At 66.8% G+C, this 15,800-nt stretch carries 17 protein-coding genes; 7 read left to right on the top strand and 10 right to left on the bottom strand.

The window, feature by feature from the left end; translation table 11 throughout:
- Nucleotides 1-346: 346 nt before the first annotated feature.
- From QX108_RS08965 to QX108_RS08950, 4 genes are all read right to left on the bottom strand, one after another.
- Nucleotides 347-643: a hypothetical protein gene (locus QX108_RS08965; RefSeq protein ID WP_315779676.1), complete on the bottom strand. Its 297-nt coding sequence runs from the start codon at nt 641-643 to the stop codon at nt 347-349.
- 118 nt (nt 644-761) lie between these two features.
- Nucleotides 762-1,313, bottom strand: a complete 552-nt coding sequence (locus QX108_RS08960; RefSeq protein WP_315779678.1) for an inner membrane-spanning protein YciB — start codon at nt 1,311-1,313, stop codon at nt 762-764.
- 24 nt (nt 1,314-1,337) lie between these two features.
- Nucleotides 1,338-1,922, bottom strand: coding sequence for a hypothetical protein (locus QX108_RS08955; protein ID WP_315721011.1), 585 nt, complete (start codon nt 1,920-1,922; stop codon nt 1,338-1,340).
- Nucleotides 1,923-2,071: 149 nt separating this feature from the next.
- On the bottom strand, nt 2,072-3,484 hold the full coding sequence (locus QX108_RS08950) for a carotenoid oxygenase family protein (RefSeq protein WP_315779680.1): 1,413 nt from the start codon (nt 3,482-3,484) through the stop codon (nt 2,072-2,074).
- Nucleotides 3,485-3,593: 109 nt separating this feature from the next.
- Here QX108_RS08950 and QX108_RS08945 point away from each other — a divergent pair, with 109 nt between their 5' ends.
- Together QX108_RS08945 and QX108_RS08940 are read left to right on the top strand one after the other, a co-directional pair.
- Nucleotides 3,594-4,304, top strand: coding sequence for a TetR/AcrR family transcriptional regulator (locus QX108_RS08945; RefSeq protein WP_315721009.1), 711 nt, complete (start codon nt 3,594-3,596; stop codon nt 4,302-4,304).
- Nucleotides 4,305-4,349: 45 nt separating this feature from the next.
- Complete coding sequence (locus QX108_RS08940) at nt 4,350-5,000, top strand: DUF6321 domain-containing protein (protein ID WP_315779682.1); 651 nt, start codon at nt 4,350-4,352, stop codon at nt 4,998-5,000.
- On the opposite strand, the gene QX108_RS08935 is transcribed toward QX108_RS08940, so the two are convergent.
- Nucleotides 4,997-5,611 carry a hypothetical protein gene (locus tag QX108_RS08935; RefSeq protein WP_315779684.1) on the bottom strand — a complete coding sequence of 205 codons (615 nt, stop codon included), beginning with the start codon at nt 5,609-5,611 and terminating at the stop codon, nt 4,997-4,999. The two genes, QX108_RS08940 and QX108_RS08935, sit on opposite strands and share 4 nt — an antisense overlap.
- A 139-nt stretch (nt 5,612-5,750) precedes the next feature.
- On the opposite strand from QX108_RS08935, the gene QX108_RS08930 reads away from it, so the two are divergent.
- On the top strand, nt 5,751-6,428 hold the full coding sequence (locus QX108_RS08930; protein WP_315779686.1) for an SET domain-containing protein: 678 nt from the start codon (nt 5,751-5,753) through the stop codon (nt 6,426-6,428).
- Nucleotides 6,429-6,487: 59 nt separating this feature from the next.
- Here the strand turns inward: QX108_RS08930 and QX108_RS08925 are convergent, their stop codons facing one another.
- Nucleotides 6,488-6,886, bottom strand: coding sequence for a hypothetical protein (locus QX108_RS08925; RefSeq protein WP_315779688.1), 399 nt, complete (start codon nt 6,884-6,886; stop codon nt 6,488-6,490).
- 33 nt (nt 6,887-6,919) lie between these two features.
- Nucleotides 6,920-7,144 (bottom strand): hypothetical protein, encoded by a 225-nt coding sequence (locus QX108_RS08920; protein ID WP_315721004.1) that lies wholly within the window; start codon nt 7,142-7,144, stop codon nt 6,920-6,922.
- Between the two features lie 105 nt (nt 7,145-7,249).
- Between QX108_RS08920 and QX108_RS08915 the strand changes: the two genes are divergently transcribed.
- Nucleotides 7,250-8,065, top strand: coding sequence for a helix-turn-helix transcriptional regulator (locus QX108_RS08915; protein WP_315780547.1), 816 nt, complete (start codon nt 7,250-7,252; stop codon nt 8,063-8,065).
- Between the two features lie 68 nt (nt 8,066-8,133).
- Nucleotides 8,134-8,799, top strand: coding sequence for a DsbA family oxidoreductase (locus QX108_RS08910; protein WP_315779689.1), 666 nt, complete (start codon nt 8,134-8,136; stop codon nt 8,797-8,799).
- Here the strand turns inward: QX108_RS08910 and QX108_RS08905 are convergent.
- The 3 genes from QX108_RS08905 to QX108_RS08895 all read right to left on the bottom strand — a co-directional run bounded on the left by QX108_RS08905 (nt 8,777) and on the right by QX108_RS08895 (nt 11,682).
- Nucleotides 8,777-10,012, bottom strand: a complete 1,236-nt coding sequence (locus tag QX108_RS08905) for a GNAT family N-acetyltransferase (RefSeq protein ID WP_409998487.1) — start codon at nt 10,010-10,012, stop codon at nt 8,777-8,779. The genes QX108_RS08910 and QX108_RS08905 overlap by 23 nt on opposite strands.
- Nucleotides 10,013-10,148: 136 nt before the next feature.
- Entirely contained in the window at nt 10,149-11,195 is a 1,047-nt protein-coding gene (locus tag QX108_RS08900) for an HD-GYP domain-containing protein (RefSeq protein ID WP_315779691.1), read from the bottom strand.
- Between the two features lie 214 nt (nt 11,196-11,409).
- Nucleotides 11,410-11,682 carry a hypothetical protein gene (locus QX108_RS08895; RefSeq protein ID WP_246739348.1) on the bottom strand — a complete coding sequence of 91 codons (273 nt, stop codon included), beginning with the start codon at nt 11,680-11,682 and terminating at the stop codon, nt 11,410-11,412.
- Between the two features lie 344 nt (nt 11,683-12,026).
- Here QX108_RS08895 and QX108_RS08890 point away from each other — a divergent pair, with 344 nt between their 5' ends.
- Nucleotides 12,027-13,541, top strand: coding sequence for a caspase family protein (locus QX108_RS08890; RefSeq protein WP_315779694.1), 1,515 nt, complete (start codon nt 12,027-12,029; stop codon nt 13,539-13,541).
- A gap of 224 nt (nt 13,542-13,765) precedes the next feature.
- Complete coding sequence (locus QX108_RS08885; RefSeq protein ID WP_409998486.1) at nt 13,766-15,796, top strand: pyrroloquinoline quinone-dependent dehydrogenase; 2,031 nt, start codon at nt 13,766-13,768, stop codon at nt 15,794-15,796.
- The last annotated feature ends 4 nt before the right edge of the window (nt 15,797-15,800 follow it).

Here is a 15,800-nt window from a genome sequence, read left to right as displayed (position 1 = left end):
TCGGCTGCACCTGTGGTACCTGCCGCCTGCATTTTTTCAGCAGGCGGGCCGCAGGCGTCAGCCGACGCCTGGCCTTCCCTGCGCCCTCTGCTTTCGAAGAGGGACCTGCCGGTGCATCACTCGGGCGTTATCAGCTGCGAGACTGCGAATGCTTGTCTGGGAGATGTGAAGCGGAATGCTGGCGGAAAAATAGGCGTCGTCCCGGCCTTGAGCCGGGACCCATACGCTGCCGCGGATGTGAGGGGCAAAATGCCAATCGCCAGCGTGCCTCAAACCGCTCCCGCTTTCGCGGGGACGACAGCGGAGGGCGTCGAGGCGACGTGCTCACCACTCTAAAGAATAAGGATCAGCCGCGGGCGCCGGTGAACGGGAAGCTGCCCATGAAGCCGATGCCCATCTCGCCGGAGATGGTGTCGCCGGACACCTTGCCCTTGAAGTCGAGCGTCAGCGGCATCGGGCTGGTGATCGAGACCTTCCAGGAGACGTCGTCGCCATTGACGGTGCCGTCGAAGATCTCGGCGGAATCGCCCTCGGCGGCCTGGGTGCCGGTCAGCGTCGAGCCGGAGCTCTTCACGCTCAAGGTCGCGCTGCGCTCGCCCATCGGCGTGTTCAAGGTCAGATTCCAGTTGCCGTCCACAGCCATCGATCGTTCTCCCTGGCGTTGCACATCCCGGATGCCGAAGCGGCCCCGCATGGATGCGTTCGCGCGCTCCTATAGCGTATCTTTGATCGTAAGCCCATTGGGCGATGGACGGCCCCGGTCAGGCTCGTGCGGCCCGGAGGCGGTTGGCGACCGCGAAGCGGAAGGCGATGAACTGCAGGGCGAAGGCCGCGACCTTGGCGCCGCCGGCGACCACGGTGATGTAGAGCACCCACAGCTTGATGTCGCCGGTCATGGCGACGGCCACCGTGCCGAGGCCGAGTGCGAACATCAGCGCCGCCCAGGCATAGCCGGCGACCGTGACGTATTCCGGAATCGTCTCGGAAACGATCGGCGGCACGTAGCGCAGCATCCAGCCGCGCCTGAGCATGATGAGGCCGATGGCGAAATGGCCGATCGCGGGTTTTGCGAACATGAAGCGCGGATCGTTGGTCAGCAGCGTGACGCCGCCGAGCACGATGACGAGGGCGACGCTGGCATAGGCCATGAAGCTGAGGCTGACGCCCTTGATGCGGGCCCAGACCACCTGGACGATGGCGACGCCGACCGCGGCGGAGGTGGCCAGCACGACGTCATCGGTGGCGATGTACAGGATGAAGAAGACGGCAGCAGAGAGGAAATCGGCAGTCAGTTTCGAAAACACGTCTTTCACGCACGTCTCCCTGGAGCCAACCCGTCACGAATCCTGACCGGACATTGCGGCGGCAGTCTGCGCGGCGATGTCCTTTGTCTTACGATACTCAGGATACCAGCGCGTGAAATAAAGTGCACTGTTGCGTGCAGCAAAGGCAATGGCGAGACCGGTCCAGTAGGGCAGGCCGGGAACGTAGAGCGTCATGAGGTTACCGACGATCATCAGCAGCGCCGACAGCGTCCAGGCGCCGGTGATGACGTAATTGGCGCGCAGAAAGCCGGGAATCGCCGCCGTTTCCGGCGGCACGTCCTCGAGCGCATATTGCAGGGTGAAGGGGGTGCGGAGCAGCATCGAGCCCAGCGACAGTGCGAAAATGCCGCAGTCGACCGCGATCCGCACTCCGGACGCGCTCAATGTGGGATCGAAGAGCTGCAGGTAGGCGGCTACGCCCGCGAATATGATCGCCGAGCCGAGGCCCAGGATCTTGACCGACCGGCCGCGCACGACGTCCAGCCCAACCACCGCCAGGCACAGCGCGGCCGCCACCGCCAGGCTGAGCGTGGCCGAGGCCACCATCATCAGCGCAGCATAGACGCCGTAGGGCGCGAGGATGAGGAAGATCGTCATGGCGAGGTCCCGTCGCACTCATCTTTACATTGGAAAGATAAATACGGCCCGCTGCAGCGCGGGTCAAGGTGAACTTGACAGTGTAAACATATCGTGAGGCGAGAGGTTCGTGTCGTCTTTCAATGGCTTGGTATTCAGAGGCTCGGATTTCAGGCGCCGACCCAGTTGCCGTGGAAGCCGTCCGGCACGCGGTGGCCGAGATGAACCAGGGCCACCGGTCCGCTGCCGATATCGGTGGCGTTGAACACGGCGAGGTCGGACGTGTTGGTCGCGGCGCGCCAGACCACGGTCAGCAGCCAGCCGTCGCCTTCGGCCGCGCCCGCGCTGCGCGGCACGAACACCGGCTCGGACAGGCTGTCGCCGTCCGGCAGCAGATGGGTCGCGCGGCGCGTGCCGGCGCCATCGACATGAGCGAGGCCGGAGAGTGCGCCGAACAGCGGACCGTCCGGATTGGCGCAGGCGTACCAGCCATGATGGCTGGCAAGGCCGGCGCGGCGGTCGTCGACGCGGGGGAATTCGCCGGTGAGGTCGTCGAGATACATCTGCGTGAAGCGGTCGCTGTTGCCGGCGAGGTCGAAGCTCCAGCGGCACAGCCGCGCGCGCGACTTCCGCGGATCGGTCGGCCGACCGTCGGGGTGCGGAAACAGCGGCGGCTCGTCGAACTGCATGACGTCGGCAATGATGCGACTGCCGTCGTCCCAGGCGTTCATGATGTGGAAGACGTAGCAGGCGTCACCGCGAAACCAGACGATGTCCTTGATGTCGCCGCTCCGCTTCATCACACCGACGAAGGCGCCCTTGTCGGGCTCCCACGCATAAGGCGGCTTGCCCGACATTGCGCGTTCCATGCTGCCGGTGAGCGGGAGGATCGGAAACAGGACGTGGTTGGCGGTGACGATGAAGTCATGCACCATGCTGGCATAGGGCGCTTCGAACCGATTGAAGCGCGTCAATTGGCCGGCGGCGTCGATGGTGCCGTAGGTGAGCGCGGGCGTCAGCGGTCCGGCCGCGTTATAGCCGAAGAACAGCAACTCGCCGGTGACCGGATCGGTCTTTGGATGCGCGGTGAAGGCCCCGCGCAGGCGGCCGCCGAAATCCTGATAGCCTGTCGTCGCCAGCGTGCCGGGCTCGATCTCGGTCGGCAGATGCGCCTCCTCCAGCGCGAGCAGCTTCCCCGCATGGGCGATGATGTTGGTGTTGGCAACGCCGCCATCGCTGACGTCGCTCGGCGCGTCCGGCAGCTTGCGGCCGAAGCCGCCGAACAGCGCGCGTCCCGCGCGGCGCTCGGCCTCGAATTTCGGCGTGCGGATCCAGCGGTTGCGATAGGAGGCGCGGCCGTTTTCGAGATGGAAGGCGTGCAGCATGCCGTCGCCGACGAACCAGTGCGAGCCGGGCGAGTCGAACTGCGGATTGGGACCGTTGCGATAGAGCGTGCCGTTGAGCTCGCGCGGCAGCTCGCCGGTGACCTTCAGGAACGGGGCATCACATTCGAATGGGATCGGCGCGAGATTGTTGCGCCTGGTCCAGTTGTGCTGGTCACTCGTCTGGAGAGTTTCGCTCACGACCGTTCCTCCACTTTATCTTTACGTTGTAAAGATAAGGCTATCGGTCGCGCAGGCGATGGTCAAGCCAAATCTTTACGGTGTCAAAATTGGTTGTATAAGGAGGCTCATGACGAGCAAGACGGAACAGGTTCGGGTCCGGCCCGGCCGCACGCCTGCGCCAGCGGCACGCCTGGCGCGGCGACGTACCGGCGCAGCGGAGGCGGCGCCCTATCACCATGGCGCGCTACGCGATGCGCTGCTGCAAGCCGCCGAGCGCGTGCTGGAGCGGGACGGCCTCGCGGGCCTCACCTTGCGCGCGGTGGCGCGCGAGGCGGGCGTCTCCCATGCAGCGCCGACGCATCATTTCAAGGATCTCACCGGGCTCGTCAGCGAGCTCGCCGCAATCGGCTTCACGCGATTCAACGCGGCGATGAAGGCCGCGGGAGAATCGCCGGGCACGCCGATCGAGCGCGCGATGGCCCGGGCGCATGCGTATGTTGCCTATGCGCAGGCCAATCCCGGCATGTACGGGCTGATGTTCCGCACCGAGCGCCTCGACTATTCGCGCCCGTCGCTGCACTCTGCCGCCGAGGCCTCTTTTGCCGGTCTGGCGGGCTCGGTGGCGGGACGCGAAGGCCTTGTCGGCGACGAGGAGCTTTCGCTGGATCAGGCCGCGGCGATCGCGCGCGCGTGGTCGCTGGTGCATGGCTATACGATGCTGCTGCTCGACGGCAGGCTCGCCGACATTCTGCGCCGCTCTCCCGCGGGCACCACGGCCGAATCGCTGCTGGATGCGATGCTGCGCGCGACCGTGCCGAGGCTGCCGCCGGGGGCTTAGTTCGACGCAGCGGAAACCGGGTCGGGGATCATGCGTTGATGACGCATGGCACGATCACCACGCGCTCCCTGGAGCAAGACCAATCCGCGCAAGCGCGCCGGCAAGGCCTCCAAGCCTCTCACCCCGGCACAAAAGGCGACGGCCAAGGCGCGCGCCCGCCGGGCGGGACGGCGCTATCCCAACCTCGTCGACAACATGCGCGTTGCGGCCAAGAAGGCCGCCAAGACCAAGACCAGCGGTCGCAAGCGGACGGCGAAGTCCAAGACCACGCCGCGCGCCGCCCCCTCTGCAAAGAAGCGACCGGCCAAGCGCGGCGCGGCTCGCTCTCGGAAGACGACAACCCAAGCGCCGGAGAAGGATCCGCGCGGCGGCCTCACCGCGGCGGGGCGCCGGGCGTTTGCCGAACGCGACGGTGCGCATCTGAAGCCGGGCGTCACCAAGAAGGTGTCGGAGATGACGCCGCTGGAGATGCGCCGCAAGGGCAGCTGGGCGGTGCGGTTCTACGGACGCAAGCGGTTGCCGCCGCTCGTCGACGCGAAAGGGCGTCCCACGCGGCTGGCGCTCTCGGCGCATGCCTGGGGCGAGCCGGTGCCGCGCACCGTGGCAGCTGCGCGCCGGATTGCAGCAAAGGGCGAGCGGCTGCTCGCACGCTACCATCGCATCAAGGACCGGGATGCCCGAGGCAGAAGAGGCTAGGGCTGCGGCAACGCCAGATCGATCACGCGGCCGCGCGGGCCCATGATCTTCACCTTGTCCTTGCCGCAGGCAAAGCCCCGCGCCGCCTCGTCAGCCGCCTGGCGCGCGAGCTCGTTGGCGTTGGTGCCGGCGGCATCGACATAAGCGACGTGGCACACCGGCCCCGGCGGCAGCCGCGTCACCACCAGCATCGGCTTGTCCTTCGGCCCCTTCCTGCCCTGGTCGTCATTGTCGGCGATCTGCCAGCGCTGGATGATCGCGAACGGTTTGCCGTCGGCCATGCGCCACTCCACGATGGGGCCGGCGGAGTTGAACGGACCGAACCAGGTCTGGGCTGCGGGCTCCTTCGCGGCGGTGCGGATGTTGCGGCCCACCGACACCGTCTGGCGAAGATCGCCTTCATTCACCAGCAGGATCAGGCCGTCTCTGCCGGGACAGGTTTGCGTGGAGCTGTCGCCCTCCGGCTTGCCGATGGTCCGGCAGTCCTTGGCGGCCGCCGACGTGTAGGCGCTGGCGATGGTCTCGGCAGCCGCCCGGCTGATCCACGGGATCAAGAGCACGAGCGCGACACTGATTCGCGAAACCGCGCCATTGATGAAGGATCTGGGCATGCGCCTGATGTCCGGAACTCGTCCCGCGCAGGACGCTGCAAGCTGGGGACGACGCGAAACGGCAGCGGGAAACACCTGACAGCGTCGTGAAATTATCCTAGAACGGCGGCCTCGCGAGGTCCATCTCTTCTCATCGCTCATGCCTGTCATCCCAAAGACCAAACCCTATCGCGTCGGCCGCTCCAAGACGGGGCTTGGCCTGTTCGCCACGCAGCCGATCAAGAAGGGCACCAAGATCATCCGCTATTTCGGACCGCTGCTGGATTCGAAGAAGGCGGAGGACGACGCGATCGAGAACAAATATCTGTTCGAGCTCGACAAGCGCTGGACCATCGACGGCTCGATCCGCGAGAACGTCGCCCGCTACATCAATCATTCCTGCAAGCCGAACGCCGAATCCGACGTCAAGCCGCGCAAGAAGAAGATCGTCATCCGCGCGATCAAGAACATCGCGCCCGGCGACGAGATCAACTACGACTACGGCACCGACTACTTCAAAGCCTATCTGAAGCCGATTGGCTGCAAATGCGATGCCTGCGAGAAGAAGCGGGCGAAGAAGCAGGCCGAGGCGCGCGACGAGCGGGCGCGGGTGAAGGCCAAGGAGAAGGCGAAAGACGCGCGCAAGGCCGAGAAGAAGGCGAAGAAGGCCGAGACGCTCGTCAAGGGCAGGGACAAGCAGCGGGCCATGACGAAGGCGAGCATGGACAAGGCGACCAAGACTCGCGGCCAGACGCGCCGCGATGCTGCCGGTCTGAAGCGCGCCAAGACGAAATCCGGCTCGGCGAAAGCGGCCGCGGGTCGCGCCAAGGCAGCCTGAGCGAAGCCGGCTCGGCCGCCGCGCGGCACGCGGCGACCGATCGCTCGACGTCTGGCCGTTCAGGCGGCGACCGCGCCGGCGCTTCGGCGCAACCCCATATATTGCAGCTCGGCGAACACGCCGGTGCCGACCGCCTGGGCCGCGACGAACATCTCGCCGAGCAGGTTGGGCGTCACGAGGCCGGAGAACAGCAGCGCGATGCTGCCAATCGTCCAGGCGGCATTGCCGGCAATGACGAGCAGGACCAGCGGCTTCGGTGCCAGTGGCCGCGAACCCAGCCAGCCGACGAACGCAGCATAGACGATCAGGAACAGGCCGGTCTCAAGAAGCAGGGCGTCCGGGAGTTGCAGCCGTGCCGCGAGCGGCGATGCGGCGAAGGTGAGCGCAAGGCCCGCGACGCCGCTGAACACGGCATCGGCGATCAAGGCGCGGCGGAGCAGGGCGGACGAGGTGATCATGTCGGGTCTCCTTCGGTTGGGGTGAGGTTGGCTTCAGCGGAACCAGGCGAGGAGTTGACGTCGCAGGCGCGCCGGGCGCAGCGAGCGTGCGGCCCGGAGCTCCATTTCATAGACCTGCGCGAAGACGAGGCTGCCCGTGGCGTGCAGCAGCGGCTCCGGCAGGTTGAGCGAGCGCGCCAGCAGCGAGGTTGCAAGCCCGGCCATCCAGCGGCTGACGGCTGCGACTGGACTCGTTGTCGGCGTGTGCGGCCTGCTCATCGGTCATCTCCTGTGGTGAGGACGATGATCGGCAACGCGAGGCATTTCGATTACCTCGCACGTCATGGTGGCGCTGACGTCTGCGTGATAGGTCTTCCGCTCATGATGACCCAGTTCGCCTCGGCGCGCGCCGACCGCGCCAAACCCGTTCATGTCGGCGAGCATCTGCGGCAGTGGCGGCAGCGCCGGCATCTCAGCCAGCTCGATCTCGCGCTCGATGCGGAGATTTCGGCGCGGCATTTGAGCTTCGTGGAGACCGGCCGCGCCGCGCCGTCGCGCGACATGGTCCTCAAACTGGCGGAGCGGCTGGACGTGCCGCTGCGTGAGCGCAACGTGCTGCTGGTGGCCGCGGGCTACGCGCCGGCGTTTCAGCAGCGCCCGCTGGATGATCCAGCGCTCAAGGCTGCGCGCGAGGCGATGCACCTGGTGCTCAAGGCGCATGAGCCCAATCCGGCGCTCGCGGTGGATCGGCACTGGAACCTGGTCGCAGCCAATCGGATGATCGCGCCGCTGCTGGCGGGCATCCCCGAACGGCTGCTGGCGCCGCCGCTCAACGTGCTGCGCGTCGCGCTCCATCCCGAGGGGCTCGCCGCGCGGACGGTAAACCTCGCCGAATGGTGCGGGCATCTGCTGGAGCGGCTGCACCGGCAATGCGAGGCCACCGCGGATGCCGACTTGCTGACGCTCTATCAGGAGCTGAAATCCTATCCGATCCCGGCGCGATCGGGGCCCATCGCAACCGACAGCGTCGCGATTCCGCTGCGGCTGCGGGTCGGCGCCGACGTGCTGAGCTTCTTCTCGACGACGATGGTGTTCGGCACGCCGGTCGACATCACGCTGTCGGAGCTGGCGCTGGAGACCTTCTTCCCGGCTGACGAGCTCACGGCCGCGAGGTTGAAGGAGATGGTTACCTCGCTGTGACCTGAGCTTGTGTTGGCCGTTCACCACTCTATCTTGGACGCAGCCCGTCGGAACCTGGAGGCACGCGCATGAGCACCTTGAAGCCGCTGATCATCGACGTCGTCTCCGACGTCGTCTGTCCCTGGTGCTATATCGGCAAGCATCGCATCGAGGAGGCCCTGAAGCTGGTGCCCGACGTACCGGTCGAGGTGAACTTCCGGCCGTTCTTCCTCAATCCCTGGGTGCCGCGCGAGGGTATCAGCCGCGAGCAGTATCTGACGACCAAGTTCGGCTCGGTCGAAGCCTATAAGGGCATCGCGGGTCGCGTGGTCGCGGCCGCCGAGCAGGAGGGACTGACCTACCGGCCCGACAAGGTGGCGCGCCAGCCCAACACGACCGATTGCCATCGCCTCATTCACTGGGCCGGCCAGATCGGCAAGGCGGCCGAGATGAAGCAGCGGCTGATGGAGCTGTATTTCCGCGACGGCGGCGATCTCACCGAGACCGAGGTGCTGGTGCAGGCCGCCGCGGATTGCGGGCTCGATGCCGCCGTCGTCCGCAAGATGCTGGCAACCGACGAGGACGTCGCGCTGGTCTCGGGGCAGGCCCAGGAAGCCGCGGAGAAGGGCATCTCCGGCGTGCCGACCTACGTCTTTGCGCAAAAATACGCCGTGTCCGGCGCGCAGGATCCGCAGATGCTGGCGCGCGCCATTCGCCAGGTCTCGGCAGAGGTCAATGCGGAGGCCGCTGAGTAGTCGTCCGGTGTCTCCGCCAGTCGCGGATCGCGTGAACCGCGCGCCGGGCAAGGCCGAGGCCCTGGCGGCGGGCGATCAGCGCGGCGTGAATGATCTCGACGGCGGGATCGCGCGCATAGAGCGGGATCAGCACGTCACCGATCGCAAGGCGCCCGCGCCAGATCGGATTGATCATGGGATGGTCGGGACCCGCGGTGGAATCGGCGGAGCTGATGGACGGATCGCTGCAGAGGTGCCGCGTCAGATCGAGCGTCAATTGCACGCCCGGCGAATATTTCGCGAACCGCTCGTCGACGCCGAGCTTGAAGAAGAAGGCGCGGCCGCGGTGGCGCAGCACGATGCCCGCAGCCACGGCAATGTCTCCGGCCAGGAGGCTGATGACCTCGCAGGCGTGGTCCTGCGCGAGCGCCGGTACTGCGCGCCGGATGAAGGTTGCATCGCCATCATGCTGGATCAGCGCGGTGCCCCGGCGTCCCTTCCAGCCGCTCGCCTCGAGCCGCAGGAAGGTCTCGAGCGCAGCTGCGACATCGCCGGGGGCGCGCGCGACCTCGAAGCGGATCTCGCCATGCTCGGCCAGACGATGGCGCTGGCGGCGCAGCTCCTTCAGCTTCTTGGTGCCGAGCGCGTCGTGGAGCATCGTCTCGCCGTCGCCGGTCGCGTCGAGGCATGCTCGCTCGTAGGAGTGCACGATGCGTGGACGCAGCCCCGCGCTGCCGAGGATGGCGGCGAACGCCTGCATCACGGGTCCCTTGACCGACATGTCGCGCAGCAGCACCGCGCGTGCACCCGTTCGCCTGGCCTCGTCGAGAAGTCGCGCCGCGGCCGGCTCCGCGCTGCCGGCATCGAGCAGCGGCGTGCACAGCGTGCCGTAGGGGTGGCCGCTGGCGAGCACAGGCAGCGGCAGCTTGCAGGCGCGCCACAGCGAGGTGACGGGCATGAGGCCGACGAGGTGAGGAGACGGGTCGTCATTCCACGCGCACAGCGCCGAGGTGCCGGTGCGGCCCTGGGCAGAGGCGTCGACGGCGAACTCCCAACCCGGCAGGTAGTAGCCGTTCGGCTCCAGCGCCCGCTGGGCGAGAGCCTGCCAGGCCGGAACAGCGACCTCTCCGAGCGCAAGCAAGGGCGCTGCCGTCGCAACGGTGCCGGCGTGGGTGCGGCGCCCCGGTGCGCCCGCTGAAGCATGTGCAATCGAATGATCGATGATCTCGGCCACGTCCCATCGTCCCCTTGCTGCGCGAACCGCGCCGCCCCGCCGAACGGTATCGCAAAGCTGACAAGATAGGCCTTGCCGCTCGATTAGGATTTGCGTGCCGGCCTTAACGGCGCATTCACCACGGCTTGATTGAGCCTCAGCGCATCAGCGCGACATCGCGGAAGGCGCCGATCAGCGGCTTCTCGAGCTTGCCTTCCATCCCCTGCAGAATCTCGTATGCCTTTTCGCGCGCCATCACCGGCTTGTAGCTGCGATATTCGATCAAGGCCGAGAAGATGTCGGAGATGGTGAGGATGCGCGTCAGATCCGGGATGTTGTTGGCCATCAGCCCGTCCGGATAGCCGCTGCCGTCGAGAAATTCATGATGGTGGCGGACCGCGTTGAGCACCTCGGTCGTGATCGCCGCGTTGTCCTTCAGCGCATCGTATCCCGCCGCGGGGTGTGTTTCGACCAGCGCGCGCTCCTTGACGTCGAGCCGGCCCGGCTTGTCGAGGATGGTCAGCGGGATCTTGGCCTTGCCGATGTCGTGGAACATCGCGGCCATGTAGAGCCGCTCCAGATCGGAGCTGTGGACGCCGAGGCTCAGGCCAAAGTCGACGGTGATGCCGGTAACCAGCAGACAATGCTGATAAGTGCCTTCATGGTGGCGCCGAACGGTCGCGAGCCAGTCAGACAGGCCGTTTTCAGCGATACATTCCGCAATCCGCTTGCCGGCGCGACGCGTCTCCTCGATGTCGATCTCGGCGCCGCCGAGCACCGCAGCGAACATCGAGGCGATGCAGGCCGCACCCGTGAATGCGGCTTGGCGATCGTCGACCGCAACGCTCTTGACCGCCGAGTTCGGCCGCGCATCCAGCAGCTTTCCCAGCAACTGATTGCGGCTCGGTGTGCTCGACAACACGCTCGTAGCACCGAGCGCATAGGCCTGAACCGTCGACAGACGGGACTTGTGGTTGGTCAGGAAAATGCGGCGCGGAATCCGCGCCAGCCGGTCGGAGATCTCCTTCAATGCCGTGATGTTGTCGACGTCGCGCAGATCCGCGGCGACGACGATGGCGTCGATGTCGCCGCCTTTGATGTCGGCGTCACCGATCAGCTCCGATGTGAGCGAGCAGCGCTCGGCCAGCATGCCACGAAGCAGGGCGAGCTTGGCTGTGTCATCGCCGACGATATGAACGTTCATGGAGAACCAGATTCCAAGGGTCATTCCGCGCGTGTGTCGGAGATGATGTTCCCCAGGAATCGTTAAATTTGAGCCATTCGTTCGCTGGGCGGTCGCTGGTTTGCGTTAGCTAATAACTAACACTACGTTCCCGAGGTGGTAGCAGGTTCTTGCATGGAGCGGCTCGTCATCAGCTCCGGTCGTCCGGATTCAGTACAGTCGCCCTGTGGTTGAATCATTTCGTGGGCAGGATCGGTTTGTAATCATCAGACACGCAGTCGCGGCCTGGGACGGCGCGCCGCCGGTCGATGATTTCGTTTTGCCGGATCGTCAGCCGGTAGGTCTGGCGCCGGAGCCGAGCGCCGGCGACGGAGATGATCTGGGCGCGCACGCAGGCGGTCCATGCGTCGCCACGCTCCGTGCGCATGGCGGGTGTGGCCTCCAGATCGCGCGGCTGCGCCGTGGCGACGAAGATCATGTCGAGAGACTTGCGGACGAGAACCGCCACGTCGGGCGGAGCTTCCGGCGGCGGCTCGGGGGCCCTGGCGCGCATGAAGGCGGGGAGGCGGGATTGACTGTCTGCGGCGCAGCCTGCAAGCGGCAGAGCCGCGAGCATTCCCGCAACTGACGCCATCAGTCGCATTTTCGAGCTACACGCCATGCGGCGCGGACGCTAGGTCGCGATCGCGGCAGTGCTGCGGGAATCTCGTGCTGCAAAGATGTCGACTAGGACGCCACGCCTCGGCAGGACCTGCCGAGTGGAGCCGACCGTGCGGCATTTGCTCCCGGCAATGAACCGGGCCGCGAACCGGCCCGACCAACGGGCAAGTCACGTGCAGATTGGAGATTGCCATGTTCCGCCACGCTCTCAGGGCCGCCGTGCTGGCCGGCGGCCTGCTAGCCGGATTGTCGCCCGCATTGGCCGAGAGCAGCAGGCTGGCGCTGGTGATCGGGCAGTCGGCCTATCGTGCGGTGACCCCGCTGCCCAATCCGGCGAATGACGCCAATGCGATGGCCAAGATGCTGGCAGAGGCCGGCTTCGATGTGACCAGGGCCGCCGATCTGTCGCAGCGCGACTTGAACCGCGAAGTTGGGGATTTTGCCGCAAAGATTGCGAGCAAGGGACCGGATACGGTGGCGCTGGTGTTCTATGCCGGCCACGGCCTGCAGATCGATGGCGAGAACTATCTCGTTCCGGTCGACGTCGACCCGCGACGTGAGGCCGACATTCCGCTGCAGGCGGTGCGTCTCAACGATCTTCTGAATACGCTCAACTCTGTGCCCAGCCGGATGCGCATCCTGCTGCTCGACGCCTGCCGCAACAATCCGTTTCCCGCGATCAATCAGAACGCCGGCCGCGGTCTCGCGCTGGTCGACACCAAGACCGGCGCGCCGGGCACCTTCCTGTCGTACTCGACCTCGCCAGGGGCGGAAGCCGAGGACGGCACTGGCGCCAACAGCCCATACACCACGGCCCTGCTACAGGCCGCGCGGGAGCCGGGCCTGCCGATCGAGCAGGCGTTCAAGCGGGTGCGCGTGGCAGTGAACAAGGTCACTGAAGGCCGCCAGACGCCCTGGGATTCGTCGTCGCTGACGGAGGATTTTCGCTTCGTCGTCTCCGCCGATGCGAGCGCTGCCAATGCCGGCCCGCGGCCGGTGGTCGCCAAGCGCAGCGTCGACGAATGGAAGCGCAGCCTGCAGGACAAGCCGATCGAAGCCGCCAACGAGATCATCGTCGGCGACGGCAGCGTCGAAGCTTATGAGGCGTTCGTGGCGCTCTACACCGCGCCGCCCTACGGTCCGCAGGCGCGGGAGTGGCTCGACCTCCACAACAGGATGGCGGCCTGGAACGAGGCGGTTTTGATCAACACGGTCGCCGCCTATCAAGGGTTTCTCGCGAGCTATCCGGACAGCGATCTGACTCCGACCGCACGCAAGCTGATCGAGCGGCTGCGCAATCGGCCGGTGGTGGCGCCCGTCGTGGCGGCCGCCAATGCGGCGATCCCTGCCGCGGCTCCGGCCAGCCCGCCGGTCGTGCCGGTGGCCGCCACCGCAGGTCCCACCTGCCCGTGCTCGCAGACACCGCCGCCGGCCCGCAAATCGGAGACGCCGAAGCGGGTCGAGGAGAAGCCGGCCCGGAAGCGCGACGAGGATCCGCCCAGGCGCGCTGGCCGGACGCCTCGCCGCGACCCTGGTGATGATGTCGTCGTCTATGCGCCGCCGCCTCCGCCGCGCGACTATTATGGACCTCCGGTGCGGGTGGCGCCGCCGGTTGGTGTGAGGATCGGCGTCGGCGGGGGCTATGGTGGCGGCGGCTATGGTCGGGCTCCTCAGAGCTATCCGACGCGGCGCGGCTACGGTTACTGAAGCTCATCGACTCCACGTGATCGAGGTGGCCGTCCGCAGGGGCGGCCGCTTCCACATTTGGAGAAGCTCCGTCCGGTCGTCCCTGGCGTCCGCCATCCGTCATTGCGTTCAACCACTCGTCCCGCATCGGCTGCCAACCGTCCCATTCGACTGGATTTGCCCATGGGAGATGCTCTCATGGCTCACGCGTCGCTTCGGAGGCAGCTTGCGGGAGGAAGAGGAGGATGTGGTTGCGTCAAGGTGGCGTTTGGGCGGCGGTCATCTGGAGCCAGCTGATGGGGGTGCCGGCCCATGGCTGGGAGCATTGGGGTGGCGACGCCGGGGGGACGCGATTCTCGCCGCTGGCGCAGATCACGCCGGCGAACGTCGATCGGCTGGTGCCCGCCTGGGACTATCACACCGGTGATCTCCAGAGCCGGCCGCCGGCGGCAGCGCTTCGTACCAAGTTCGAGGCGACGCCGATCCTGGTCGAGGACAGCCTTGTGTTCTGCATCCCGTTCAACGAGGTCGTCGCGCTCGACCCCGGCACCGGCGTGCCGCGCTGGCGCTTCGATCCCAAGGTCGGCGACGGACGGCGTCCGGCCAATCGCTATGCCTGCCGTGGCGTCGCGCATTGGATCGACGCGCAGGCGCCGGCCGATGCGGCATGCCGCAGCCGGCTGTTCATGGGCACGGTCGATGCCCGATTGATCGCGCTGGACGCGCGGACCGGACGTCCCTGCGCCGGCTTCGGAGCCGATGGCGAAGTGCGGATCGACATCGCCAGGGACCTGCTGTGGCCGGGAGAATTCCAGATCACGTCGGCACCGGTGATTGGTCGTGGTGTCGTGGTGGTCGGCTCATCGATCGGCGACAATGTACGGGTCGATGCGCCCCGAGGCACCGTGCGCGGCTTCGATGCGCGCAGCGGCGAGCTGCGCTGGAGCTTCGATCCGCTGATCCATGACGGCATCGTTGCCGGCCATGCCAATGTCTGGGCGCCGATGTCGGTCGACGAGGAGCGCGGCCTGGTCTTCCTTCCGACGTCCTCGCCCAGTCCGGATTTCTTCGGCGGCGCGCGCCCAGGCGACAATCGCCATTCCGATTCCGTCGTCGCGTTGCGGCTCGAGACCGGCGCGCTCGCCTGGTCGTTCCAGACCACGCATCACGACGTCTGGGACTATGACCTGCCGGCGCAGCCGACGCTGGCGCGGATCGAGACCGGGCAGGGCATGCGTGACGTCGTGATGCAGCCGACCAAGCAGGGTTTCGTGTTCGTGCTCGATCGCGACACCGGTCTGCCGATCTGGCCGGTCGAGGAGCGTGACGTGCCGCAAGGCGCGGTCGAGGGCGAGCATCTCTCTCCGACGCAGCCATTTCCGACGCACGTGCCGCCGCTGCTGGAGCAGCGTTTCGCACCGGCGGACATCTTCCGGGTGATGCCGCGCGTCGTCGATTCATCCTGTGACGATCAGCTCGCAGGTCTGCGCAACGACGGCCTCTACACGCCGCCGACGACGCAAGGCACGCTGCTCTATCCGATGACCGGCGGCGGCGTGAACTGGGGCGGAGCGGCGTTCGATCCCGTCCACCAGATCCTCTATGCCAATGTCAGTCGCGCCGTTCACGTCGTCAGGCTGATCCCGCGCGCCGAGGCCGACCGCATGACACCGCCGCGCGGCGTCGATTTCGGCCTGCAACGCGGCGCCCCGTTCGCGGTGACGCGCGCGGTTGCGATGTCCAAGCTCGGTTTGTTGTGCAATCGGCCGCCCTGGGGCGAGATGGTCGCGGTCGATCTCAAGGCCGGGAAAATCCTGTGGCGCGCGACGGTCGGCACCACGGAGGATCGTGCGCCGCTCGGGCTTGCGTTCAAATGGGGGACGCCGCTCGTCAACGGTGTCGCCGTGACGGCGGGCGGACTGGTCTTCACCGGCGCGATGGATGCCTATCTGCGCGCCTTCGACGCCGGCACGGGGCGGGAGTTGTGGCAGGGCCGGCTGCCGGCGCCGGGCGTCGCCAATCCCATGACCTATGAGTGGAAGGGCGAGCAATATCTGGTGATCGCAGCCGGCGGCCATTCCGAGGCCGGCACATCGCTGGGCGACAGTGTCGTGGCATTCCGGCTGGCGCGGGCGGGCGAGGCGCCGTCTTGGTGGTCGCGAACGATCGACAGGCCTGGCGGACGGTTCGCCGGCGGTGGCCTCACGGCGAGCCTGGTGATTGCGGTGCTTGTCTCGGCCGGCTGGCGATGGCGGCTGCGGAGGCGGCGGCTCTAGCCGC

It is taken from the genome of Bradyrhizobium sp. SZCCHNR1002, assembly GCF_032381435.1.
In the GTDB taxonomy this organism is placed as follows: Bacteria; Pseudomonadota; Alphaproteobacteria; order Rhizobiales; family Xanthobacteraceae; genus Bradyrhizobium; species Bradyrhizobium aeschynomenes.
Note: the sequence above shows the minus strand (reverse complement) of the source record. Positions and strands in the feature narration are given on the sequence as shown.

Excerpts from the sequence above, each read along its gene's own strand:
- QX108_RS08900 (WP_315779691.1), bottom strand. The coding sequence starts at position 11,195 with ATGAACGTTCATATCGTCGGCGATGACACAGCCAAGCTCGCCCTGCTT.
- QX108_RS08940 (WP_315779682.1), top strand. The coding sequence starts at position 4,350 with ATGGCACGATCACCACGCGCTCCCTGGAGCAAGACCAATCCGCGCAAG.
- QX108_RS08945 (WP_315721009.1), top strand. The coding sequence starts at position 3,594 with ATGACGAGCAAGACGGAACAGGTTCGGGTCCGGCCCGGCCGCACGCCT.
- QX108_RS08885 (WP_409998486.1), top strand. The coding sequence starts at position 13,766 with ATGTGGTTGCGTCAAGGTGGCGTTTGGGCGGCGGTCATCTGGAGCCAG.
- QX108_RS08910 (WP_315779689.1), top strand. The coding sequence starts at position 8,134 with ATGAGCACCTTGAAGCCGCTGATCATCGACGTCGTCTCCGACGTCGTC.
- QX108_RS08930 (WP_315779686.1), top strand. The coding sequence starts at position 5,751 with ATGCCTGTCATCCCAAAGACCAAACCCTATCGCGTCGGCCGCTCCAAG.
- QX108_RS08890 (WP_315779694.1), top strand. The coding sequence starts at position 12,027 with ATGTTCCGCCACGCTCTCAGGGCCGCCGTGCTGGCCGGCGGCCTGCTA.
- QX108_RS08920 (WP_315721004.1), bottom strand. The coding sequence starts at position 7,144 with ATGAGCAGGCCGCACACGCCGACAACGAGTCCAGTCGCAGCCGTCAGC.
- QX108_RS08965 (WP_315779676.1), bottom strand. The coding sequence starts at position 643 with ATGGCTGTGGACGGCAACTGGAATCTGACCTTGAACACGCCGATGGGC.
- QX108_RS08955 (WP_315721011.1), bottom strand. The coding sequence starts at position 1,922 with ATGACGATCTTCCTCATCCTCGCGCCCTACGGCGTCTATGCTGCGCTG.
- QX108_RS08915 (WP_315780547.1), top strand. The coding sequence starts at position 7,250 with ATGACCCAGTTCGCCTCGGCGCGCGCCGACCGCGCCAAACCCGTTCAT.
- QX108_RS08935 (WP_315779684.1), bottom strand. The coding sequence starts at position 5,611 with ATGCCCAGATCCTTCATCAATGGCGCGGTTTCGCGAATCAGTGTCGCG.
- QX108_RS08925 (WP_315779688.1), bottom strand. The coding sequence starts at position 6,886 with ATGATCACCTCGTCCGCCCTGCTCCGCCGCGCCTTGATCGCCGATGCC.